The 23,240-nt window shown below is 41.7% G+C and carries 21 protein-coding genes; 15 read left to right on the forward strand and 6 right to left on the reverse strand.

All coding sequences use genetic code 11. From position 1 onward, the window contains the following. Positions 1-200: 200 nt before the first annotated feature. On the reverse strand, positions 201-4,037 hold the full coding sequence (gene purL, locus AC0KVP_RS10550) for a phosphoribosylformylglycinamidine synthase (protein WP_473336534.1): 3,837 nt from the start codon (positions 4,035-4,037) through the stop codon (positions 201-203). A gap of 436 nt (positions 4,038-4,473) precedes the next feature. On the opposite strand from purL, the gene AC0KVP_RS10555 reads away from it, so the two are divergent. From AC0KVP_RS10555 to ruvB, 3 genes are all read left to right on the forward strand, one after another. Then, the gene (locus AC0KVP_RS10555; RefSeq protein ID WP_473336536.1) at positions 4,474-5,814 is read left to right on the forward strand and encodes a deoxyguanosinetriphosphate triphosphohydrolase; all 1,341 of its coding nucleotides are present in this window, start codon (positions 4,474-4,476) and stop codon (positions 5,812-5,814) included. A 126-nt stretch (positions 5,815-5,940) separates the two neighbouring features. Beyond that, positions 5,941-6,543, forward strand: coding sequence for a Holliday junction branch migration protein RuvA (ruvA, locus tag AC0KVP_RS10560; protein ID WP_473336538.1), 603 nt, complete (start codon positions 5,941-5,943; stop codon positions 6,541-6,543). A 219-nt stretch (positions 6,544-6,762) separates the two neighbouring features. Beyond that, on the forward strand, positions 6,763-7,770 hold the full coding sequence (gene ruvB / locus AC0KVP_RS10565) for a Holliday junction branch migration DNA helicase RuvB (protein ID WP_419324656.1): 1,008 nt from the start codon (positions 6,763-6,765) through the stop codon (positions 7,768-7,770). A 67-nt stretch (positions 7,771-7,837) separates the two neighbouring features. Here the strand turns inward: ruvB and AC0KVP_RS10570 are convergent, their stop codons facing one another. Beyond that, the gene (locus AC0KVP_RS10570; RefSeq protein WP_473336540.1) at positions 7,838-8,701 is read right to left on the reverse strand and encodes a hypothetical protein; all 864 of its coding nucleotides are present in this window, start codon (positions 8,699-8,701) and stop codon (positions 7,838-7,840) included. A 133-nt stretch (positions 8,702-8,834) separates the two neighbouring features. After that, positions 8,835-9,359, reverse strand: coding sequence for a hypothetical protein (locus AC0KVP_RS10575; RefSeq protein WP_473336542.1), 525 nt, complete (start codon positions 9,357-9,359; stop codon positions 8,835-8,837). Between the two features lie 221 nt (positions 9,360-9,580). Here AC0KVP_RS10575 and ybgC point away from each other — a divergent pair, with 221 nt between their 5' ends. From ybgC to pal, 7 genes are all read left to right on the forward strand, one after another. Beyond that, entirely contained in the window at positions 9,581-9,988 is a 408-nt protein-coding gene (ybgC, locus tag AC0KVP_RS10580; protein ID WP_183173807.1) for a tol-pal system-associated acyl-CoA thioesterase, read from the forward strand. A 26-nt stretch (positions 9,989-10,014) separates the two neighbouring features. Next, a complete protein-coding gene (gene tolQ, locus AC0KVP_RS10585) occupies positions 10,015-10,713 on the forward strand; it encodes a protein TolQ (RefSeq protein WP_473336544.1) in 699 nt (232 codons plus the stop codon). Further along, positions 10,713-11,165 (forward strand): protein TolR, encoded by a 453-nt coding sequence (gene tolR, locus AC0KVP_RS10590; RefSeq protein WP_473336546.1) that lies wholly within the window; start codon positions 10,713-10,715, stop codon positions 11,163-11,165. Before tolQ ends, tolR begins: the two co-directional genes overlap by 1 nt. A 3-nt stretch (positions 11,166-11,168) precedes the next feature. Further along, on the forward strand, positions 11,169-12,449 hold the full coding sequence (tolA, locus tag AC0KVP_RS10595; protein WP_473336548.1) for a cell envelope integrity protein TolA: 1,281 nt from the start codon (positions 11,169-11,171) through the stop codon (positions 12,447-12,449). Positions 12,450-12,507: 58 nt separating this feature from the next. Next, complete coding sequence (locus tag AC0KVP_RS10600) at positions 12,508-13,017, forward strand: TonB C-terminal domain-containing protein (protein ID WP_473336550.1); 510 nt, start codon at positions 12,508-12,510, stop codon at positions 13,015-13,017. A gap of 191 nt (positions 13,018-13,208) precedes the next feature. Next, positions 13,209-14,492: a Tol-Pal system beta propeller repeat protein TolB gene (gene tolB / locus AC0KVP_RS10605; RefSeq protein WP_473340494.1), complete on the forward strand. Its 1,284-nt coding sequence runs from the start codon at positions 13,209-13,211 to the stop codon at positions 14,490-14,492. Between the two features lie 52 nt (positions 14,493-14,544). Beyond that, positions 14,545-15,114: a peptidoglycan-associated lipoprotein Pal gene (gene pal, locus AC0KVP_RS10610; RefSeq protein ID WP_004693879.1), complete on the forward strand. Its 570-nt coding sequence runs from the start codon at positions 14,545-14,547 to the stop codon at positions 15,112-15,114. 59 nt (positions 15,115-15,173) lie between these two features. Here the strand turns inward: pal and AC0KVP_RS10615 are convergent, their stop codons facing one another. Next, the gene (locus tag AC0KVP_RS10615) at positions 15,174-15,374 is read right to left on the reverse strand and encodes an NF038105 family protein (protein ID WP_004980614.1); all 201 of its coding nucleotides are present in this window, start codon (positions 15,372-15,374) and stop codon (positions 15,174-15,176) included. Positions 15,375-15,555: 181 nt separating this feature from the next. Between AC0KVP_RS10615 and AC0KVP_RS10620 the strand changes: the two genes are divergently transcribed. The 5 genes from AC0KVP_RS10620 to AC0KVP_RS10640 all read left to right on the forward strand — a co-directional run bounded on the left by AC0KVP_RS10620 (position 15,556) and on the right by AC0KVP_RS10640 (position 18,843). Beyond that, positions 15,556-16,530, forward strand: coding sequence for a class 1 fructose-bisphosphatase (locus tag AC0KVP_RS10620; RefSeq protein WP_473336552.1), 975 nt, complete (start codon positions 15,556-15,558; stop codon positions 16,528-16,530). Positions 16,531-16,582: 52 nt separating this feature from the next. Beyond that, positions 16,583-17,359 (forward strand): TrmH family RNA methyltransferase, encoded by a 777-nt coding sequence (locus AC0KVP_RS10625; RefSeq protein WP_125281482.1) that lies wholly within the window; start codon positions 16,583-16,585, stop codon positions 17,357-17,359. Positions 17,360-17,520: 161 nt separating this feature from the next. Further along, the gene (locus AC0KVP_RS10630) at positions 17,521-18,135 is read left to right on the forward strand and encodes an RNA polymerase sigma factor (RefSeq protein ID WP_473340496.1); all 615 of its coding nucleotides are present in this window, start codon (positions 17,521-17,523) and stop codon (positions 18,133-18,135) included. Continuing rightward, a complete protein-coding gene (locus tag AC0KVP_RS10635) occupies positions 18,132-18,449 on the forward strand; it encodes a hypothetical protein (protein ID WP_004693889.1) in 318 nt (105 codons plus the stop codon). Before AC0KVP_RS10630 ends, AC0KVP_RS10635 begins: the two co-directional genes overlap by 4 nt. Then, positions 18,439-18,843: a DUF3106 domain-containing protein gene (locus AC0KVP_RS10640; protein ID WP_473336554.1), complete on the forward strand. Its 405-nt coding sequence runs from the start codon at positions 18,439-18,441 to the stop codon at positions 18,841-18,843. The genes AC0KVP_RS10635 and AC0KVP_RS10640 overlap by 11 nt, the downstream gene beginning before the upstream one ends. A 77-nt stretch (positions 18,844-18,920) precedes the next feature. On the opposite strand, the gene AC0KVP_RS10645 is transcribed toward AC0KVP_RS10640, so the two are convergent. Then, positions 18,921-21,341, reverse strand: a complete 2,421-nt coding sequence (locus tag AC0KVP_RS10645) for a CSLREA domain-containing protein (protein ID WP_473336556.1) — start codon at positions 21,339-21,341, stop codon at positions 18,921-18,923. Between the two features lie 16 nt (positions 21,342-21,357). Further along, positions 21,358-23,163 (reverse strand): rhombotarget A, encoded by a 1,806-nt coding sequence (gene rbtA, locus AC0KVP_RS10650; RefSeq protein WP_473336558.1) that lies wholly within the window; start codon positions 23,161-23,163, stop codon positions 21,358-21,360. Positions 23,164-23,240: the final 77 nt, after the last annotated feature.

Here is a 23,240-nt window from a genome sequence, read left to right on the forward strand (position 1 = left end):
TGAGTGTTGATACTGAAATTGTTTAGTGATCCATCTTTCTTCTATTTTGCATGATATTTGTGCATTTATTACACAATATCACTTTCACACAAATATAAAAGCAAAATCTAAACCAACTTCAACGGGAGAAATAAAAATTTAAAAAGATGATTCAATAAAAAAGCCACCCGAAGGTGGCTTTTCAAAACACAGGCTTCAAATTAACCAATGAACTTACGTGCATTACGGAACATACGTAACCATGCACCGTCTTCTGTCCAATCTTCAGGCTTCCAAGAATGCTGTACAGCACGGAAGTTACGTTCAGGGTGCGGCATCATAATTGTTGCACGACCATCTTTCGATGTGACACCTGAAATCGCTTCTGGTGAACCATTCGGGTTCATTGGATAGTGTTGAGTTGGGTTCCCCTGGCTATCGACATAACGCAAGATCACTTGATTGCCTGCATTTAATGCAGCCAAGTTATCCGCGCTTGTTACCACACGACCTTCACCATGTGCAACTGCGATCGGTAGGATTGAACCTTCCATACCTTCTAACAATACAGAGTTCGATTTTTCAACACGAACGTTTACCGCACGCGCTTCAAACATCTCAGAAGTATTACGGTGGAAACGCGGCCAAGCTTCAGCACCCGGAATCAGTGGCGCCAATTGCGACAACATTTGACAGCCATTACAAATACCCAGAGAGAACGTTTCGTCACGATTGAAGAATTTTTCAAATTGGTCACGAAGTTTTGGATTGAACAAAACTGATTTCGCCCAGCCACCACCAGCACCCATGACGTCACCGTAAGAGAAACCACCACATGCCACAAGACCTTCAAAGTCATCTAGGCTGATACGACCTGCAAATAAGTCGCTCATGTGCACGTCTACAGTGTTGAAACCAACTTTGTCGAATGCCGCAGCCATTTCAACATGACCATTTACGCCTTGTTCACGTAAGATCACCATGTTTGGACGACGTTCGTTGATGTACGGCGCTTCGATTGGCTCATTCAAATCAAATGTAGGTTTTGCAATAATACCTGCATGTGATTTATCCGTGATCAATGCAAATTCTTGATCCGCTGTTTCTACGTTGTCACGTAGACGTTGGATTTGATGTGATACTTCAGTCCACGCCACTTGCAGGTCTGCACGTTCAAGCACTAAGCCATTTACAGTCAATTGATCAGTGTTGTTTACCGTACCAATGACCGCAATTGCATCGCGTAATGTAGATGCCGCAACTTCTTCTGCAAGTGTTGCCCAATCAGACGCACTGATTTGAAGCACTGCACCAATTTCTTCTGCAAATAGACTTTCAGTTGATTGATCTTCTAAAGCCACACCAAGACGTGCTGCAAACATCATTTCCGCAACAGTTGCAAGCAAACCACCATCACCAATGTCGTGATACGCTTTGATTAAACCGCGGTTGTTCCAGTCTTGAACCAAGGCAAAGAATGCTTTGAAGTCGTCAAAACTATCCACATCAGGTGTCACTGAACCAATCGCTTTATAAACCTGAGCAAGGATCGAACCACCTAGGCGGAACTGACCTTTAGAGAGATCAATACGGACAAGTACTGATTCTTCATTTTTCAATTCAGGCGTTAAGGTTTTACGTACATCAGTCACAGGAGCAAAAGCTGTGATTACACCTGACATCGGTGAAGTCACCGATTTATCTTCGCCTTCATCATTCCAAGTCGTACGCATTGACAAGGAGTCTTTACCCACTGGAATTGCAATACCGAGTGCAGGACACATTTCCATACCGATGGCTTTTACACCTTCAAATAAAGCTTGGTCTTCACCTTTTTGCCCTGCCGCCGCCATCCAGTTTGCAGACAATTTAATGTCACTGATCTGGTCGATTTTTGCAGACATAATATTTGAAATCGACTCTGCAACCGATAAACGTGCAGATGCCGCAGGATTTAACAAGGCAACAGGTGGACGTTCACCCATCGCCATGGCTTCACCTGTATAGCCTTGTAAGCTTGTTGTGGTTACTGCTGCATCTGCAACAGGAACCTGCCAACGACCTACAAACTGATCACGTGCAACCATACCAGTAATTGAACGGTCACCAATGGTGATCAAGAATGATTTCGATGCAACCGTTGGATTTTTAAGTACACGGTAAATTGCATCTTTCAAATCTATGACTTTAGATGCATCAAAGTCGTCGCCTTGACGTTCAATCGTTTCATACGAACGGCTCATACGAGGTGTGCCACCTAGCATGACTTGCATTGGCATATCCACGGCTTTGTTATCAAACAATGGATCGTTCACCGTCAATTGACGCGCTTCTGTTGCCTCACCTAAAACAGCAAACGGACAACGTTCACGTGCACATAATGATTCAAATAATTCTAAAGAACTTGGACGAATCGCCAACACATAACGCTCTTGCGCTTCATTTGACCAGATCTCCATTGGAGACATGCCCGGCTCAAGTGATGGAATCTTACGCAAATCAAGAATCGCACCCAGTTCGTGGTCATTCACCAATTCAGGCATTGCGTTCGAAACACCACCTGCACCCACGTCATGCACAGACACGATTGGGTTGAAGTCTTCCATACGCCAGCATGCATCAATCACTTCTTGGCAACGACGTTCCATTTCAGGGTTTTCACGTTGTACAGAAGCGAAATCTAGGTTTTCACCGAGTTTACCGCTGTCTACAGAAGATGCTGCACCGCCACCTAAACCAATAAGCATCGCAGGACCACCGAGAACAATCAGCAAATCACCCGGTTGAATCGCATCTTTTTCCACGTGGTCAGGACGAATATTGCCATAACCACCTGCGATCATGATTGGCTTATGGAAACCTTTCACATCGCCATTCACGTTTTGCTCAAAAGTTCGGAAATAACCATTTAACGCAGGACGACCAAATTCGTTGTTAAATGCAGCACCACCCAATGGGCCTTCAATCATAATTTGAAGCGGAGATGCCATACGAGATGGTTTACCGTAGTTTTCTTCCCAAGGCTGTTCAAAGCCCGGAATATTTAAGTTTGAAACTGTAAAGCCTGTTAAGCCTGCTTTTGGTTTACCACCACGACCTGTTGCACCTTCATCACGGATTTCACCGCCGGAACCAGTCGCAGCACCCGCAAATGGCGCAATCGCTGTTGGGTGGTTATGTGTTTCCACTTTCATCAGGATGTGAGCAGCTTGGCTCTTGTATTTATAAACGTGGTGACCCGTCGCTTCATCTTTCTTTGGATAGAAACGCTGAGTATCAAAACCAACGATCACCGAAGCATTGTCTTTATATGCTGACAATACATCTGTTGGTGATTCTTTATAGGTGTTTTTAATCATTTGGAACAATGACAATGGCTGTTTTTCACCGTCAATTGTCCATTCAGAACCAAAGATTTTATGACGACAGTGCTCTGAGTTTGCCTGAGCAAACATCATCAGTTCAATATCGTGCGGATTACGACCGAGCTTGTTAAAAGCAGCAACTAAATAATCAATTTCTTCATCAGAGAGTGCAAAACCAAACTCAGAGTTCGCTTTTACTAAAGCATCTTTACCCTGACCTAAAATGTCGATTGCATTTAAAGGTTTTGGAGCCGTTTCAGAAAACAATGCCGCAGCGTCTTCAATTTGATTGAACACACTTTCAGTCATACGGTCATGTAAAACTTGTTTTACTGCATCCGATACTTCAGAAATACCCTTTAAAGTAAACAAAACACCGCGTTCTAAGCGGTGTATCGGGGTATTACAGTTGGCAAAAATATCCGTTGCCTTTGATGACCACGGCGAGATTGTACCTACACGTGGCGTCACAAGGACTTGAACTTCATCACTTGTCGCTTCGCGAACTTGGAAGGTTGCGCCATCATTTAATAGCTGCAAAGCAGATTGCTGTTGTTGCTCGTCGAGCGCTTGGTCGAAAAGGTAAACCCATTGGCTTTCTATTGATTGAACAGAACTGATAGACGATAGACGTGTTAAAAGTTGTGTTTGCTTAAAAGAAGAGTGTGCAGGTGCACCGGCAACGATAAACATGCTGTTTTTGGCTCCACGGGCAGGTCTAGACAACCTACCTCAATGTGACTTGAAGAGAGCGCATATTCTACTGTGTATTGCCAAAATCAGCTAGTCGTCTACGACTTAAAAAAGTGAGATTTCTTTGTTTTAAAAGATCAATTTACTTTGACTTTAAAAATCAAACATGATTAGTAACAAATGTTTTAAGGGATAAATTTCAAAGATGCCCGACTTTTGGGCTTTTGTTGGGTTCTAAAAACCCTTTTCAATTGATTTTTAAGCTGCAAATAACGAAGTCGATAGCCTCCTTGAGAACAAACATGACTGCTTTAAGATGTTCTATTTCTGAAAACTTAATACTGCATAAATTAAAAGACAACTTATGTCGCAGCCCTCTAGAGCTCGTCACACTTTTTTGGCATGATGAAGCCAATGACTTACTGAATAACGATAAATGATGCAAATGCGTTGGTTGGAACTGCTCTCAACAGTTCGTATTGGAAGTAAAAAACAAAATACCGAATTGGCACGTAGCCCATTTCACAAAGATTATGACCGAATTATTTTTTCTCAAAGTTTTCGCCAACTGAACCGAAAAACCCAAGTCCATCCTCTGACTCAACACGATGGCATTCATACTCGTTTAACTCATTCGCTTGAAGTGTCCTGTATTGGCCGCTCTCTTGGCATGCTCGCAGCGGAAAAAATCAAAGATGAACTACCAATGTGGATTTCCCCTGCCGATGTTGGAGCCATTATTCAAGCGGCTTGTTTAGCACATGATATTGGGAACCCACCGTTTGGTCATGCGGGTGAATATGCCATTCGTGAATGGTTCGACGATGCATCACATGGAAACTTTTTAGAGAAGCTTTCCGCAGAAGAACAAGCCGATGTGCGTCAGTTTGAAGGAAATGCCCAAGGTCTACGCTTACTGACTAAAATTGACTATCACCCTAATGATGGTGGCATGCGTCTGACCTATGCAACACTGGGCGCTTATTTAAAATATCCGTGGCTATCGAAAACCATCGAATCACAAGGCAATACTCCTGCCAGTAAACGTGCCAAATTTGGCTGCTATCAGGCAGAAAAAGAAATCCTGCAACAAATCGCAGAGCAACTCGGACTGATTCAACTGGGTGAATACCATTATTGTCGTCATCCACTGACTTATTTACTTGAAGCAGCAGATGATATTTGCTACGCCCTGATTGACCTTGAAGATGGCATCATTTTAAACATGTTGTCTTATGAAGAAGTTGAACCGATTTTTTTAAGCTTGCTTGGTGAATACAGCGTACCAACTGAACTGTCTATGCCAGATACCACGTGGCAGCAAAAAATTGCAGCCCTGCGCGGGCGCGTGATGAAACGTCTGGTTGAAGAAGTCACATCGGCTTTTGCGAAGCATCATTTTGAGATTTTAAGCGGACAACTGGCTGGCAGCTTACTACAATACTGCGCTGCTGACATTGAGTTAGGCATTAACCGTGCAAAGGATTTAGCACGCGATAAAATATTTGAACACCCGCAAAAAGCTGGTTTGGAAATTATTGCCCATCAAAGTTTGCAAAATATTTTAGATGCTTTTATTCCGCTCACTACACCGCATAAAACATTGAGCTTTAAAGAACAACGCTTAATGGCTATTTTATGTCGTTCTGGTGCGCACTTTGGCAGTAACCATTATGAAAACATTATGCAGGTCTTAGATATTATTTCTAAATTTTCAGACCACCAAGCGTATAACTTGTCTCAAGAGTTACAAGGCAATAAGGCAGGATTGATTTAAATAAGTCATCAACATCCAGTTTGATGATAAAGCCATCAATCCGAACTCAATTTTCCGTGAGCCTTTTGCCTTTCTGCGCAATGCTCACTACTATGCAACCATTGATAAAAAAGTGAATCACACAACATGATCGGATGTCTTATTGGTGAAGTCTTCGCACTAGAAGCACCCACCGTACTTTTAAATGTAAATGGTGTTGGTTATGAAATTGATACACCTCTCACCACATTTTGCCAGTTACAAAAAGGCCAGAAAATCACCTTATGGACGCACCTTGCCGTACGTGAGGATGCTCAACTGCTTTATGGCTTCCTGCATCAACAAGAAAAAATCATTTTTCGTACCCTGTTAAAGGTCAACGGTGTCGGCCCTAAAATGGCTTTAGGTATTCTTTCCACGCTCAGTGTCGACATGTTGATTAATACTGTCGAACATGAAGATATCAATACACTGGTTAAAGTACCGGGCGTGGGTAAAAAAACTGCTGAACGCCTCATGATCGAACTACGCGATCGCTTTAAAGCGATGTCTTCAGGCACAGTACCAAGCAACTCAACCGTTGAACAAATCCAGTTCACAGGCAACTCTGCCGTGGCAGAAGCTGAAGCGGCCTTACAATCTTTAGGATACAAACCTTTAGAAGCACAGAAATTGGTCAATGCTGCAAAAGGTGATTTTACTGAAGCAAGTGACATCATCCGTGCTGCTCTCAAATCCATGAATAAATAATTCAAATAGACACACCAATACACCTAAATTGGATACACGAAGGCGACATGGATGTCGCCATGTTAGATTGGGATATAAGGACATATCCTCAATCCAACATAAGATTTTTGTTACTTTTGATCTTTCAAAAGTAAGGCAATGCCTACACAATGATACCTAAACACAAATCATAATTTGAGGCTGTGCCTCGAAACTTCAGCCAGAGATTGATTTAACTATATGCAAGACCGTCTCATCGGTGGTTCCGAAAAACCCGAAGATCATACCGACCGTGCTATCCGCCCGACCTCACTCGATGACTACATCGGTCAGCCCGTGGTTCGTGAACAAATGGAAATCTTTATTGGCGCAGCACGTGGTCGTGGTGAATCCCTCGATCACACCTTAATTTTTGGTCCACCAGGACTGGGTAAAACTACACTTGCCAATATTATTGCGCGTGAAATGGGTGGAAACCTCAAGTCGACTTCAGGCCCCGTACTAGAACGGGCTGGGGATTTGGCAGCCATGCTGACCAACCTTGAAGAAGGTGATGTGCTATTCATCGATGAAATTCACCGTCTTTCCCCCGTGATTGAAGAAATTCTTTACCCAGCCATGGAAGACTATCAACTCGACATTATGATTGGCGAAGGTCCTGCGGCTCGTTCAATTAAGCTCGACTTACCCCCTTTTACTTTAGTTGCCGCAACCACACGTGCTGGACTCCTCACCTCTCCTTTACGTGACCGTTTTGGTATTGTGCAACGCCTTGAATTCTATTCAGTCACCGACTTAACGCATATTGTGACTCGTTCTGCCAATTTGATGGATGTACCTATTACACGTGAAGGTTCAGCAGAAATTGCACGTCGTTCACGTGGTACACCACGTATTGCAAACCGCTTACTACGTCGAGTCCGTGACTATGCACAAGTCAAAGGTACTGGTGAAGTGACACAAGACATGGCTCAGCGTGCCCTCGATATGCTGAATGTCGATAAAGATGGTTTAGACACTTTAGACCGTCGTTATTTGAGTATTTTACTTGAACGTTTTGATGGCGGACCTGGTGGTGTAGAAGCTTTGGCAGCAGCGATGGCTGAAGACTCGGGCACATTAGAAGATGTGATTGAACCGTATTTAATTCAACAAGGTTATGTCATGCGGACAGCCCGTGGTCGTATTGCCACCAATATGGCGTATTTGCAGTTTGGTATGACACCGCCGGAACAGAAAGACAAATAAATAATTTTAGAGGGAGAGTTACTCTCCCTTATTTTCTACGGACTAGTAGTACTTTATATTAAATCAATTAAAGAGCGCTACTGCTTAATTTTTGCATTTCCGACGACATCAATTTATTTACAGCAATTTTTAATGTTTTTGTGTCTTGTTCGAAAATTTCTATAAATTCTATAAAATTTTGCTCAGGTCTTTGACCGTCAAACACAGCATTTGAAATTTTATCATACCCTTCGAAAATGTTTACCAATCTATTAGAAATATCTACTTGGTTTGGATCATCTTGATCTAACATGATATTAATTCTTTCCATTGTATTTCTAAGAGTAAATCTTTTATTTTTCAGTTCCATATACTGATTGTAAATTTCAGAATACTTTTCAAATTGAGCTATTGCATCTCGTATATGCAAACCACCTCTAAACTTTTGATTAAAGCGATCTCTGAAATTAAATATTTTTAAAATTTCGTCATCTAATAAGCTAAAGAATGTTGAAAATTCATTTTGTAAACTTTCAAAAATATTTAAAGTCCTTTTTAGATGCAAATCTTTAAACATTATTTCCAATTGGTTTTTTGATGTTTCTTTATTAGACTCAATATTTGCATAAATTTGTTCCATTGTTATTTTATGAAGACGTTCCGCTTCTTGCCTACTCGAAATTATTTGTTCCAATACGACATCAAAAGACTGCTTCGTTAAATCAAAACTTTTTCGTCCATACCAATATGCCAACCAAGTAGCTAAGCCACCTAAAGCTAATGCAATCACAACAGAAAGTGCAAAAGACGAAATAGCCGTTTTGTCTGTAGAAGCATTTAATTCCATATGTGTTTTAGCAGGCTGCTGTAATACTATCGTTTGCACACTCGGTTGTTGAGGCACTATCCAAGGAAGTTGAATTCCAATGCTATTAGAATCTTGCTCTGCCATACACTACACTTATTTTTAACTTATCAAGTGACTTTATCATACTGAACTTTAAAGAGACTAGAAAACTAGCTAATGCTTATAAAGAAGAAATTTCTCTCACCTCCTCCACCAACATTAACTCACACGCCCCATTTCATGTGTCTGTCCGACTCAGTGAACTGCGCCATGTCCAACCATCAGCCGATTTGACTTCAACCAGTTGCCCTTTTAAATAAACCATGTCATCCACATCAATATCTGCAAGCTTTTTTGCAACAACTTTATTGGCTGGGATCAAATGCGTATTGGCACTACTCGAAGCAATTTCATTTAGAGGAATGGGTGGATTGTTCTCATAACGCCAATAATACCAACGATTACTTTGTGTAATAGATAGTTGCTTATAGACCTCTGGCTTCGCCATCTCATTCCAACCCAAAGCAAAATCCACAGGACTTAGATCTGCTTCACGGCCCATCCTATAGTTTTCACGCGACAACACACGAAACTCTCCTGCATATGGTTCTAAGGGGCTAATGCTGTAGCCTTCAACTTGCTGTACATTTTCAGTCGTTGAATATAACTCTAAACTTCTGCTTCCTTGCTCAGGTTTAAGCCAATATGTCCACAACGCAAATGCCACAGCCAAAAAAAGCAGCAGCTTAAAATAACCATTCATTCCCTTATCCTTATATTTTTATAGCCATACAGCGCTTAACTCCCGCAACAGTCATGAATCACAATATTTGACATCTTGTGCCATTGGAGTGAAATCTCATAATGCTAAACTGCGACGCATTAGTGCTTTGACGTGCATCAATTTTAAGACCCTGTCCTTAAATATAAAAGCGCCAAGTCAATCTAAATCGACTCGTACAACTGGAAAAACGGAATACTCTCATGGCGAATAAATTTGAATTCAACATTCGTGTCTATATTGAAGATACTGATGCAGGTGGCATTGTTTACCACGCCAATCATATTCGCTTTATGGAGCGTACCCGTACCGAGTGGTTACGTGCTTCTGGTGTAGATCATTACTGGCATCAAAAAGACTATAACTTCGTTGTACACAAAATTAATGTGAAATATTCACGTCCAATTTTAATGGATGATTTAATTACTGTTACAGCAAGTGTTGTTTCGTGTAAGGCTACGTCATTTGTGTTGCAACAAAATATTTATCGTGGTGAAATCATGCTTGCATCTGGCGAAGTCGAATTGGCATGTATCAGTTCAGAAATGAAACCACGTCGCCTGCCAGATGAAATTCGTAACCTGATTCTGAAGGAATTAGGACAAGACTAAAAAAATTATTGGCACATGTAGTAACTATGGCAACTCAACTCGAATCATCTCTTCAAGTTTCAGATCTAATTTTACAAGCAAGCCCTGTCGTACAACTGATAATGCTGGCTTTACTTTTGGCCTCGCTGTTTAGCTGGTATCTGATTGCCAAGTTACACATGAGTTATAAAAAAGCACAGGCAGACGATGAGCATTTCCAAAAAATTTTTTGGTCGGGTGCTGAGCTGAATACGCTATATAACAATGCGCAACTTAACTCCAAACGTGTCGGCCTTGAAGACATTTTCTATCAAGGTTTGGGAGAGTTTTTAAAACTAAAAAAACGCAATGCTGCACCAGCACAAACCATTGAAGGTACAGAACGTATTTTACGTGTAGGACTAAGTCGTGACCAAAGCCAACTTGAACAAGGCTTAGGTGCTTTGGCCAGCATTGGTTCTGTTGCCCCGTATGTTGGTTTATTTGGTACCGTGTGGGGCATCATGAATGCTTTCATTGGTTTAGCTGACGTAGATCAAGTCACCCTTGCAACGGTTGCACCTGGTATTGCTGAAGCCCTCATTGCTACAGCGATTGGTTTATTTGCAGCGATTCCTGCGGTATTGGCATTTAACCACTACACCGGAAAGGGCGAAAAGGTTTACTCCGATCGTGCTTTATTTGCAGAAGAAATGGTTGCGTTATTACAACGTCAGTCTTTGGGTGAAACTAAGGAACATGACTAATGGCAATTCAACGTTCAGGGCGCTTCGAGCGCATTAAAAAACCACTAAAAAGTGAGATGAACGTCGTCCCATATATTGACGTCATGCTCGTATTATTAGTGATTTTTATGGTCACCGCACCCATGATTACCAGCGGCATCAATGTCGATCTGCCACAAGCCAATGGCAACCCCATTGAATCAAAAGATGCACCTGCAATGGTCAGCTTAGATAAAGAAGGTCGCTATTTCCTTAAATATAAAACGCATAGTTCAGCTGAACCTTTGGCTTTATCTCAATTGACATCTATTTTAAGTGAAGCACAGCAACAAGCTCAGGCTGAAAATAAAACTTTAACCGTTGTTGTGGAAGGTGAACAGTCACGCTCTTATGGCGAAGTCATGTCGCTCATGAATAGCCTACAAGAAGCGGGTCTCAGCCAAGTTGGATTACTCACAGAGCCATTAAAGTAATTTATGAAAGATTTTAAAAAGCCACCATTTAAACAAAAAGCCATCGCGCTTGGATTTACCTTTGGTGTCCATGTGATTGCTGTTGTTGGCTTACTTTATCTTGGTATGAGTAAACCACCAGAGCCACCGAAGCAAATTAGAACTGTGCTCATCAAACCTGAGGACTTAAAGCCTGTTACGCTTGAAGAAACAGAGTTTACGGAAACAGCACATGAAAATGTCACCAAAGAAATCACACAAACTGCCCCGCCCGCTGTAGAGCCTGCACCTGTTATCCCAACAGCACCACCTATAACACCCGTTGTGCCAAAAGTCGAAGCTCAAAAAGCAGCAGCGGATGCCAAAGCCGCTGAAGCGGCAGCGCGTAAAGCTGAATTACAGCAGCAGATTGAGGCACGTGCAAAGGCTGAAGCTGAAAAACTACAAGCTCAGCAAGAACGTGCTGCAGCCCGTGCAGCGGAGCAAGCTAAAAATGCTGAGAAAACCAAAGCAGATGCAGCGGCGAAAGCCGAAGCAGACGCCAAACGCCGAGCAAACTTAGAAGTATTGAAAAAAGCAGAGGCAGTGCAAAAAGCGAAGCTAGAGGCACAAAAGAAAGCAGATCTCGCTAAAAAGCAGAAGCAAGACACCGATACAAAGGCCAAAGCAGATGCAGATAAAACCAAGGCTGTCGCTGATGCAAAACGTAAAGCCGATGCGGACAAAGCGAAAGCCGCCGCTGATGCGAAAGCTAAAGCAGATGCCGATAAAGCCAAGGCAAATGCCGATGCTAAAGCTAAAGCAGATGCAGCGAAGGCCAAAGCTGACGCTGATGCGAAACGTAAGGCTGATGCGGATAAAGCTAAGGCAAATGCTGAGGCAAAAGCCAAAGCAGATGCAGAAAAAGCCAAGGCTGCCGCTGATGCAAAACGTAAAGCTGATGCTGAAGCGAAAGAACGTGCGGCTGAAGAAGCACGTGCTTCATCTGCAAAACAAGCTGCCGAAGAAGCCGCACAAAAGAAAGCAGAAGCAAAGCAAATTGCTTCAACGGCTAAGCGAGACTTTGAAAATAAAATTAAGCGTGCTTGGGATACTCCAGCAGGTTCAACGGGTAAAACCGCGACTGCACGTGTGACGCTTTCGGATAGTGGCGCTATACGATCTGTGATCGTAAGCTCCAGTGACCCTGACATGAAAGCCAGCGTCGAAGCAGCTGTTCGTTCTGCGGCACCCTATCCAATGCCTTCAGATCCAGAAGCACGCCGGCAAGCACAAAGCTTTACCTCATCCTTTACTGCGAAATAACCCAAATCCCTCTGAACAATCAGACAGAGGGGATTTTTTATTGGACTAAGCCCAAATAATGCATATCTTTAAATTCTTGCTTCCATTTCCTGTACTACTGGTTTCATCGTTTGCATATACCAATAATGCACTTCCTCAAAATACTGCGCGATTACAAGATCAAATACCAGCTGCAGAAAATACTTCAGCACAAGCAAAATCAAAGTCTAGTGAATACAGAATTAAACAAGACCAGCAAGTCGCGACAGCAAAACGTGCAGCAGAAGCGGATATATTCCGCAAATCCGAAGCCAAAAAAATTGCGTCCAATACAAATCGAAAAATACAGCAAGCCATCCTCAACAATTGGCAGCCACCAACAAATTCTACTGAGCAAAAAGCCCGCGCTAGAATTACATTGACTTCATCAGGTTCAATTCAATCTATTTTAATTCTTGATCCGACAAATCCAGTATTTAAAGACAGCATTGAAAAAGCAATCCTCAGTTCTGCACCTTTTGAATTACCTGAAAATCCAGATGCTCGGCGTCAATCTCGACTCATTACCATTACCTTCCTATCTAAATAACAGCATCAGTTAAGCGGAAAATTTGATTTTTTAAAGAAGGCATCATCATAAACTGTAAATATTTAGACACGAATTCACAGACGAATAACAGTTTAGTCATATTGTTGTGCTTTTAATATTAGAAAATCATGCCATTATGTAGAACAATTAAACCCACAATAAAAGCCGTTTGTTTGAGTAAATAACGAATGATGGAAATGACGCGTAAACACCTTCTTAGCCTAGCCATTTTAACTGCTTTCAGCCCAGTCGTAGTGACTCAAGCGCATGCTCAGCTTCATTTAGAAATTGCAAAAGCACCTGAAGAAGCGCCTAAAATTGCAATCGTACCTTTTAGCAATGACAGTAGCCTCTATCCTATTATTGAAACGGATTTAAACCGCTCAGGGAAATTTACCAGCGCTTCAAAAAATTTACCTGCAACGGCTAGCATAAATAATCCGAACGCAGCCAACTGGCAAGCAGCAGGTGTTCCATATGTTGTTACAGGAACAGTAAAAACCACTGAAAATGGTAGCTACGAGGTTCATTACCAACTGTATGATGTCCAAAAACAACAATATCTTTTAAATGAATTATTAACTGTTCCAGCATCACGCGTTCGTTCTGCTGCACACATGATAAGTGATGCTATTTATCAAGCATTAACTGGTATTCCTGGGGACTTCAGTGGTCGTATTGCTTATGTGCTACGTAATCCTGCTATACCAGAGCAACGCTATACACTACAAATAGCGGATACTGATGGTGAGCAACCACGTACAATTTTAACCTCACGTGACCCCATTTTATCACCTGCTTGGACGCCAGATGCCAAGAAAATCGCTTATGTGTCGTTTGAAACCAAACGCCCTGCAATTTATGTCCAAGACCTTTCCACAGGTGCGCGTGAAAAGCTTGCTAGCTTCCGTGGTCTAAATGGCGCGCCAAGCTTTTCTCCAGACGGGAAAAGTATGTTGTTCACCGCTTCTATGCATGGCAACCCAGAAATTTACCAAATGAACTTGGAAACCCGTCAACTGCAACGTATGACCAACGACAGTGCTATTGATACTGAAGCGCGTTATGCACCAGATGGTAAGTCATTTATCTTTACTTCTGACCGTGGTGGTTCTGCACAAATTTACCGTTATGACTTGGCAAATAGCAGTTATAACCGTCTGACCTTCCGTGGAGCGTTCAATGCACGTGGTACGCTCAGTGCCGATGGCAAAAAGCTAGCACTGGTACACCGTCCAAGTGGTAGTAACTATAAAGTCGCTATTCAAGATTTAAACTCAAGTGTCACCAATATTTTAACGCCAACCAGTTTGGATGAATCACCAAGTTTTTCCCCAAATGGGCAGATGGTGGTCTATGCAACGCGTGAAGGTTCACGTGGTTTGTTATCGATCATGTCACTGGATGGCCGTTTCCGTATGAATTTACCAAGTGAACAAGGTGAAGTCCGTGAACCCGCTTGGGCACCTAAATAACCTTTTTAATGACTAGTCATTTAATAATCATCAATTTTCATGGAGATGAAGAATGAAATCTATCAAACTTTTAGCCCTTCCAATCTTAGCGACTGCTCTTGTAGTTACAGGATGTGCGAGCCGTAAACCTGCTGCAACAATTGAAGCGGGTCAAAACCCAAATGGCTCAACCACAGTCAATACTCAAGGTCTAAGTGAAGATGCTGCTTTAAATGCACAAAATCTTGCAGGTGCATCAGCAAAAGGCGTAACTGAAGCCAACAAAGCATTTTTAGCAAAACGCGTTGTGCATTTTGACTATGACAGTAGCGACCTCAGCAATGATGATTACCAAACGCTACAAGCACATGCGCAGTTCTTAATGGCAAATGCAAATTCGCGTGTGGCGTTAACAGGCCATACTGATGAGCGCGGTACACGTGAATACAATATGGCATTGGGTGAACGTCGTGCCAAAGCGGTTGAAAGTTTCTTAATCACCACAGGTGTGAGTCCGAACCAACTTGAAGCTGTTAGTTATGGTAAAGAAATGCCAATCAATGCAGGCCATGACGAAAATGCATGGAAAGAAAACCGTCGCGTAGAAATTAACTACGAAGCAGTTCCACCACTTTTAAAATAATGCTGGTATCACAACTGAAATAAAAAAAGCGCTCATTTCGATGAGCGCTTTTTTATAATTTAAACTTGTTCAGGCTTGGGATTTTCATCAGACTCTTCAGCATGTTGCATAGATTCAATCATGTCATGTTTATTGAACTTTTTATACTCAGCTTTTGCTTCGTAGTCTTGCCACGCTTTTTTCACGCTATCGTCTGAAATATCATCTAAGTTAATCCCTTCGCTCGGCGTTGGAGTCGCATCAAATTTTTGCGTTGTCATTGTTGTGCTCCTATTTTTACCTGATATTCCTTCCATCAACATAGCACTTTCCACAAGACTTGCAAGGGTAAAATCGCAGCAAATAGTCGAGTTTAATTGTTCTTTTGTCTCGTTCTCGACTAAAATATAGCGCAATGTTGATTTTGTTACGTATTCAAGTTTTAGTGGAGTCCTCCCCCTTATGTCATATCTCAATCTGTCCCAATTTTTAGAACAACAAACGGGAAATCTTACGCCTGAATTGGCACAAGTGATTAGCACCATTGCCTCTACTTGCCAAACCATCGATCAAGCTTTACAAAAAGGTGCTTTAGCTGGTGTCTTAGGTAGCGCGCAGCATGAAAACGTGCAAGGTGAAGAACAGAAAAAACTGGATGTGATTTCAAATAATTATTTGATTGATGCTCTAAAAATCCACCCACAAGTTGGTGGTTTAGCGTCTGAGGAATTGGATGAATTCACTCTAGCTCAAGAAAATGGCAAATATTTAGTTTTATTTGACCCACTTGATGGTTCAAGCAACATCGACATCAATATGTGTGTGGGTACTATTTTCTCAATCTTGCCTGCAAAAAATGCAGTGACACAAGCTGAAGACTTTATGCAAGCAGGCAACCAGCAAGTTGCTGCGGGTTATGTACTTTATGGCCCATCAACCATGTTGGCACTAACAGTCGGCGCAGGTACGGTGTTCTTTACCTTTGACCCAGAAACTCAACAATTCTTGCTCACCTCTGAAAATATTCAAGTGGCAGCAGATACCAAAGAATATGCCATTAACGCATCAAACCAACGCCACTGGGAAAACCCAGTAAAACGTTATATTGAAGAACTTCTCGCAGGTAAAACAGGTCCACGTGACAAAGACTTCAACATGCGTTGGGTTGCATGTATGGTGGGTGACATTCACCGTATTCTTTGCCGTAGCGGTATTTTCATGTATCCATACGACCTCAAAGATCCGAAAAAAGCAGGTCGCCTGCGTTTAATGTATGAAGCAAACCCAATGAGTATGCTAATTGAACAAGCTGGTGGTGCATCAACAACAGGTCGTGTTCGTATTTTAGACATCCAACCAACTGACCTACACCAACGTGTCCCTGTGATTATTGGCTCTAAAAACGAAGTCAATTTAGTGACCAGCTACCACAACTAATTTTTTTAAATGCGCATAGCCATCTGAAGCGTTATGCGCATGAGTCTCTCCCATGTCAATCGTTTTTCTTGAATCAAAAGACAACCCAAAGATTAAACATCTGCGCGGTTTAATAGAGCAAAGTAGCTACCGTAAAAAGCAAGGTCAAACTGTGCTTGAAGGGACACACTTAGGCTTAGCTTGGGTTGAAAAAAAGAAGAAACTCAATTCTATTTTCACCACTGAAAATGCACTCGAACACCCTGATATTTGCGATATTCTAGACGAATATGAGGGTGCTGTTTTTGTCATTGCTGAAAGCCTATATCGTGACTTAAGCACACTAGGAACCACTTTGCCCTTCTTGGCAGTTGTAGACTTACCAAGTTCAAGCCAAAGTGTAGACTTTAGCTTGGATACCTTGATTTTGGAAAACATTCAAGATCCAGGCAATGTAGGTACACTACTCCGCTCTGCAGCAGCAGCAGGTATCAAGCAAGTTATTTGTACCAAAGGTTCTGCAGCACTCTGGTCACCACGTGTATTACGCGCAGGCATGGGTGCACACTTCTCACTTAATACCTATGAAAACATTGCCATCGAAGATGTACTCGAACGCTTTGAAATTCCAGTGTATGTGACTAGCTCGCATCAGGCTGAAAGTTTATATCAAAAAGATTTAACACAAGCTTGTGTCTGGATCTTAGGCAATGAAGGCCAAGGGGTTTCTGACTTTGCTTTAGCACATGCTCAAGCACTGAGCATCCCACAGCCCGGTGGCCAAGAATCTCTCAATGTCGCTATTGCGGGTTCAATCTGCTTTTTTGAAATGGTGCGTCAACGACTTTAAAATCGTTAAGTTATATTAACTAAAGTCGGCTCAGCAGAAAAAATAGATTACACTAGAAAAAATAATTACTTGTGTTGTCAACCAAACCATTATTTCCAACGTTATAAGCACATGATCGAGGAAATAATGGTGGGTATCCGATGACAGGATTTTCCATCTCTATGGATTTAGCACCCAAACAGTCTAAAACGCAGGATTCTAGTACTCTCAAGAGTACAGCTGAGTCTCGCCTAAAAAACTTCATGCAAGAAGTGACTGGTCGTGCGTTAGTAATGATGGAAAGTGCCACCCAAAACCAGCAGGGTATCGCCATGGATTTGGTGCAAGAAGCCTTTATTTCATTACATAAATCTTATTCTGATCGATCTACGGAAGAATGGTATCCCCTGTTCTATACCATTCTAACCAACAAATTACAGGATTGGCGTCGTAAAGAAGCACGTCGAGCACAACCGTTTTCTTTCTTTAAAAAAGTCAGTCTTGATGATGACGATTTTGAAGTCAATGAGGTGGTCGATGAAAGAGCGCTGAATCCTTCAGACTTTTTAAGTCAAGCTGTCACTGCGGATGAAATTCAAGAAGCCATTGCTGGTCTTCCTATTCGTCAACAGCAAGCATTTATGTTACGTGCATGGGAAGGTTTTGATACTGCAACCACTGCGCAAATCATGAATTGCTCTGAAGGCAGCGTTAAAACTCATTACCACCGTGCGATTCAAGGCTTACGCAATGCTCTCGCACATTTGAATCCACATCTAGGAGGATCATCCGAATGAAAGATGATTTCTTAAAGCAAGTAACCTCCAAACTTGATGGGCTCGCGCAACACCACAAAAACAAACCTGTGGTGATGCAACATGTTCTTGATGACATTCAAGATCAAAAGTCCTCACGTTATGGCCTTTGGAAAATGTCAGGTTTTGCTTTAGCTGCGGCTATTGCTGGCTTTGTCGTACTTCCAAACTCTGTAACCCTTGATGAAAAACCACATAACCAAGTGGTTTCGACTCCTAAACTTTCACCTCAAATGGTTGAAGATTTAGAAATGTTATTGGTTTTAGGTGAGGACACTGTTCCACATGGCAGCTAAACGTGTCGCTTTCGCACTTTGCACGCTAGGTTTTTTACAAACCAGTTTTGCAGGTTTTGATCGTTTTTGGATTTTTTCCAAAGATGCAGATACCCACGTGTCTGAAACCTGGGAATCGTTGTCTGAAGAAGAACAGCGTGCGTTGATTCAACGTTACCAGTCACTAAAAGAACTGCCCGATGCGCAGAGTGCAGCCCTGCAACAACGTATGGACTGGTTTACTCAGTTACCTGAGCAAGAAAAGCAAAAAATGCGTGACACTTGGCAACAGATGAGCACCCAAGAACGACGTGATTTACGTGTACGCATGCAAAAAGCAGATGCAGATGAACGTGTGAATATTCGAAATGAATATATCAATAAATACATCCATAGCAACACTGCTACACATTAAGACGCCTAACCGAATATAAATACTATAGAAACGCTCATAAAAAAATGCCTCATGTGAGGCATTTTTTATGCTTACATTTATATTTTTCGTCGTTGTCTAAACCACGCTAATGACAACAATCCAAGCACCCCAAGGCCACCCATTGAGCCACCACCACCGCCACTCGCTTCCGTATTGGTATTTTTAGCGGTGTTCGTAAAATACATCATCGCAGATTTAGACTCTTCAGCCTCTGCATCATAGATCACATATTCAATTTCATAAGGGAATGGACTGAAATTATTGCGGACTTCAACTTCAATATTGCCGCCATAACATACATATTTTTCATATTCTCCCGGACAAGAACCTGTACGTTCTGGCTTAATATTAATGCCTGCATCCTGACGTACAATACGAATAGCAAGATCCTTTCCATTCGCATCACGGTGAAATGCTGGACGCTGATGTTCTGCCGCAACTGTACTAATCGGACCATCGCCATCATCACTATCATTTACCAGTGGATTTACATTGAGTTTTAAAGTGCCACCATAATTCAGGGTGTATTCATCCGTTTTGGCAATCGGTTGTATATTGCTAAACTCCGCTTTTAAAATCCCCGAAGATGTTGCCTGCGTAGCCTTACTCTTCACGCTATATTGGCAATAGACATATTCCGTGCTGGTTGTAGGCTTACCATCGGTGCGGTAAATCATGATTTGTTTTAAATCATCCTTCCACTCACAGCGTAAAGTTGGATCCGCTCTGAGTTTTGAGGTATCCAGCACACCATCTTTGGCGCTGAGAACACCTACACCTAAGACCTGAGTTTCAGTAATGGCATAATTCTCAGTGTTCATTTCTTTTAAAGCCGACGTTCCATCAGCAGTGTTGACCACAGCCTCATCTTGTAAGATAAACTGGAAGGGATCGACATAAATCGCCCGGTATTTTTGATGTAGTTTGGTTGCCGCTAAAAGCTCTTTATAATGTTTTAACTCTTCATTAAACTCGATCAAAAAGTCTGGATTGGTGTTTTTATTGGCGATTAATTCTTCCAATTCCTTAATAGTATTTTCATACACTTGCAAACGCTCTGCCTGCGAGGTATTTTTCAAATCAGCAATATCCGCTGCTGCTAAACGACGCAACTCAACCGATCCAATATCACAGCTGTTAGCTTCCGCAGGTGCTAACATCAATGTTCCGTCGACAATACGGTCTAGACCACGCTGGTCACTATCATTACAGCTCAATTTACTATTGGTATCGAGTAAATCAACTCCTCCACTATTCACTTTCGGGAAATACATTGGGCGGAATAAATTATATTTCGATGGCGAGGTTAAGGAACTGAGTAGACTTCCTATAGCCACATTTTTCACATCAATATTAGTATCTGTCGTACCATCGAGTATTCGTGCACTTGCTGCCAGTTCACACTGACTGGTCACCGTATCAAACGCATTGTAACCTGCTGTCACACCTGCATCATATTTGTCGGATAATGTCTGAGAACCGACATAGCGGCATGATGTGTTTCCATTATATGCAAGCACATTGTAATACAATGACTTCATACCGAAATCGTCATAATCCAAAACGCTCGCTGCACTGTTTTCTACAATAGTGTTATTTGACAATAAGAAATTACTTTCAAGACTCAGATTATGATCTCGAGTATTGACGGCATAAATAATACTTCCATTTGTCGAATTTACTGTATTTTTTGCGATCGTATTATTCGCCATAGCAACTTTTGGGTTACCACAAAAATCGAATGTATTTAGATTCGATATCTGACCATTTGAAATAATACTATTCGCTCTAAACTCTATATTGGTTTTTACATCCAAGAGCCCTGCATAACATTGCATTGCAAGGACACTACCCACAGTCGCTTGATTGCCTTGTAATACACTATTATTTACAGATACCTGATGCTCACCAGGACCAACGAGATAGAGTGCTCCGCCTTTTTTATCCGACTTTGAGTTCAAAACTTGTACATTATTTAAGGTTAATGCTCCACCAACCAATAAAGCCCCCCCTTCATCTACTGAATAACCATTTTCTAAAATGACATTCTCAAGTGTCAAACTGGTCTTGGTAATGGTATTAAATAAACGTGACTTTCCACCCGCATCAATCCGTGAAGTCAACTCACCTAGCGCTGGATACTTAAAAGTGATGGGATTTTTTTCACGATCTAAATAAGGGCTTTTCCCAAAAACCACCACTTTAGACTCGGGAACAATTTCCTTATTCAGTTTGTAGGTCCCGGCTGCTAACTGAATATAATCGGTTTGATCTGAACCCGTATTCCCAGCACTACAGCCCCCATAAGCCTTATTTAAGCTAGCTGTTTTGATTGCCTCACGGAGTGAACATTGATTCATGTTCACATTATCTTCATCTTCAAATGTGTTGACATGAATTGTTCTATCTTCTGCAGCCATTAATGTCATAGCAGCTACCACCATGACACCCAATAGTCCTTTTTTAAAGTGTTTCATGTTCGCCCTTTTCTTTTTATTTTCGACGCAGCAAAATTAAAGCAAATAACCCCAGTAAGCTCAGAATACCCGTGCTGCCCCCAGAAGTCTTAATTTTGTCACTTTCCATATGATTTTGCGGTTCTTGTACAATTTGTACATTCACTTCAACGAACGGAATATGTTCATCAAAACGTGTCGTGGTTGTGACCAGCTGTAACCTGAAAATATCAGCACCATGCCATGCTCCATTTGGCGTGTAAGTAATATTTCCTAGCTCATCAATCACTACTTTACCTTTGGATACCGTTTGAGTCTGCTGCACCCGCATACAACCGGGTTGCCATTCTTCACCATTTGGCGCTTTAGCCGATTTGAACAAGCTTGCACATTCGGTTTTGGACAGTAGATCACTATCTCCAAGCAGATCTGCAACAGAAAGTTTAGCTACTTGCCCCGCAATCAGATCTTCACCAATTAAGCTAATGGTCGTTGGGACCTCAATTTCGATTGCTCCACGGTCACAAAAAGTATTATTCGTATTTCGATTCACACCGCGTTGATCTGAATTTTCACAGCCAATTAAAGAATCCGTTGTGTTTACAACCACTTTCCCCTTGTTCACAATTGGAGAGTCTAACCAATGTGTCTGACTCATTAAAATGCGTGGACGGATATAGCCTAAAAATTTTTGGTTGGGCACAATATAAGGACACAATAAACTGTCAGCATCTGCAGACATGGTTTTACACTCACCCACCACATCATTGCCTGCAATCAAAGCGCCAGACCAAAACTCATTCGGATAATAACTCGCACCACTGCCACAGTCACTTTGTGTGACTAAGTTGTTCTGAAGGACTGCTTTACTTAAATCCCCAGCGCAGTTTTGTGAGATGGTATTTTCACTATTCCCTAAAATGATACTATTGGCCAGATAAGCCAAGTTTGTAGATGGATTGAAATAAATCCCTTTACTGTTTCCCACCACCGTTAAGTTATTCAAAGCCATGCCATCTCGAACATTGACGACATAACCTGTATTTTTCACAAAGGTACTACTGACCAGACGTGATGCTAAACTGGATAAGGTTGTATCTTCTTTAACCGCTGCATTATTGACAGAGTAAATATTGGCACTGCTTGCATCTGTTGTTTTATTTTCTTTGAAAACTGAATTATAAATCCGAAAAGAAGGCGCGTCCCCATACAATATTGCCCCTTGTACTGCTTGGTTTTGTTCAACCAGAGTAGAGCGAATTTCGACTAGACTACGACTAGTACCATCTTCGAGCAAGGTTGCGACATTATAAATCGCCCCCCCTTGCCCTGCAAAACCACCTGTTAATTTGACGTACTCAAGACCTAAATATTCATTGTTATAAATTAAACCACCTTGATTCACACCGCAGTCTTTCGCACAGCCCTGTAGAGTAACCTCTTTTACTAACACACGAATTAAAGCATTCTCAGCATTATCAACCCTTAATAAGTTGTCAGAACCATTCATTTTTAAGATGGCATTACTTAAACCCTGAACAGTTTCTTCCCCCACAGAACTATCATAACTTGTTCTGAGTGTTAAATCTTTTTTGATCGCAAGATGGGTATTTAGCACATAAGTTTTATTTTTCTCAAGCATGACGGTGGAAATCGCATCTTTGCCCCCGCAGCCATAATAACCCGCCTCAGGCATACCTTGATTAATATAGTCGATAGCTTCGCGAAGTGAACATTCCGTGTCATTTTTGACAATATCGTCAGTGATGGTCACCTTAATATTGTCCGAATAGGCATGACTCGCCACCAATAGCGTAGCTACACCTATGCTCTTCTTGAGCATAACGATCTCCTTGCTTTTATTTTATCTTTTCTTTTTATTCTTAGATTGCAAAATCCCTGCAATATCTAACAATTTTT

The organism is Acinetobacter sp. DL27, assembly GCF_055810995.1.

Bases quoted from the DNA above. Each gene is read 5' to 3' on its own strand.
- AC0KVP_RS10555 (WP_473336536.1), top strand. From the start codon at position 4,474: ATGATGCAAATGCGTTGGTTGGAACTGCTCTCAACAGTTCGTATTGGA.
- tolA (WP_473336548.1), top strand. From the start codon at position 11,169: ATGAAAGATTTTAAAAAGCCACCATTTAAACAAAAAGCCATCGCGCTT.
- AC0KVP_RS10630 (WP_473340496.1), top strand. From the start codon at position 17,521: ATGGATTTAGCACCCAAACAGTCTAAAACGCAGGATTCTAGTACTCTC.
- tolR (WP_473336546.1), top strand. From the start codon at position 10,713: ATGGCAATTCAACGTTCAGGGCGCTTCGAGCGCATTAAAAAACCACTA.
- AC0KVP_RS10645 (WP_473336556.1), bottom strand. From the start codon at position 21,341: ATGAAACACTTTAAAAAAGGACTATTGGGTGTCATGGTGGTAGCTGCT.
- AC0KVP_RS10600 (WP_473336550.1), top strand. From the start codon at position 12,508: ATGCATATCTTTAAATTCTTGCTTCCATTTCCTGTACTACTGGTTTCA.
- AC0KVP_RS10635 (WP_004693889.1), top strand. From the start codon at position 18,132: ATGAAAGATGATTTCTTAAAGCAAGTAACCTCCAAACTTGATGGGCTC.
- ybgC (WP_183173807.1), top strand. From the start codon at position 9,581: ATGGCGAATAAATTTGAATTCAACATTCGTGTCTATATTGAAGATACT.
- ruvB (WP_419324656.1), top strand. From the start codon at position 6,763: ATGCAAGACCGTCTCATCGGTGGTTCCGAAAAACCCGAAGATCATACC.
- AC0KVP_RS10575 (WP_473336542.1), bottom strand. From the start codon at position 9,359: ATGAATGGTTATTTTAAGCTGCTGCTTTTTTTGGCTGTGGCATTTGCG.
- AC0KVP_RS10620 (WP_473336552.1), top strand. From the start codon at position 15,556: ATGTCATATCTCAATCTGTCCCAATTTTTAGAACAACAAACGGGAAAT.
- tolB (WP_473340494.1), top strand. From the start codon at position 13,209: ATGGAAATGACGCGTAAACACCTTCTTAGCCTAGCCATTTTAACTGCT.
- ruvA (WP_473336538.1), top strand. From the start codon at position 5,941: ATGATCGGATGTCTTATTGGTGAAGTCTTCGCACTAGAAGCACCCACC.
- AC0KVP_RS10615 (WP_004980614.1), bottom strand. From the start codon at position 15,374: ATGACAACGCAAAAATTTGATGCGACTCCAACGCCGAGCGAAGGGATT.
- pal (WP_004693879.1), top strand. From the start codon at position 14,545: ATGAAATCTATCAAACTTTTAGCCCTTCCAATCTTAGCGACTGCTCTT.
- purL (WP_473336534.1), bottom strand. From the start codon at position 4,037: ATGTTTATCGTTGCCGGTGCACCTGCACACTCTTCTTTTAAGCAAACA.
- AC0KVP_RS10570 (WP_473336540.1), bottom strand. From the start codon at position 8,701: ATGGCAGAGCAAGATTCTAATAGCATTGGAATTCAACTTCCTTGGATA.
- AC0KVP_RS10625 (WP_125281482.1), top strand. From the start codon at position 16,583: ATGTCAATCGTTTTTCTTGAATCAAAAGACAACCCAAAGATTAAACAT.
- rbtA (WP_473336558.1), bottom strand. From the start codon at position 23,163: ATGCTCAAGAAGAGCATAGGTGTAGCTACGCTATTGGTGGCGAGTCAT.
- AC0KVP_RS10640 (WP_473336554.1), top strand. From the start codon at position 18,439: ATGGCAGCTAAACGTGTCGCTTTCGCACTTTGCACGCTAGGTTTTTTA.
- tolQ (WP_473336544.1), top strand. From the start codon at position 10,015: ATGGCAACTCAACTCGAATCATCTCTTCAAGTTTCAGATCTAATTTTA.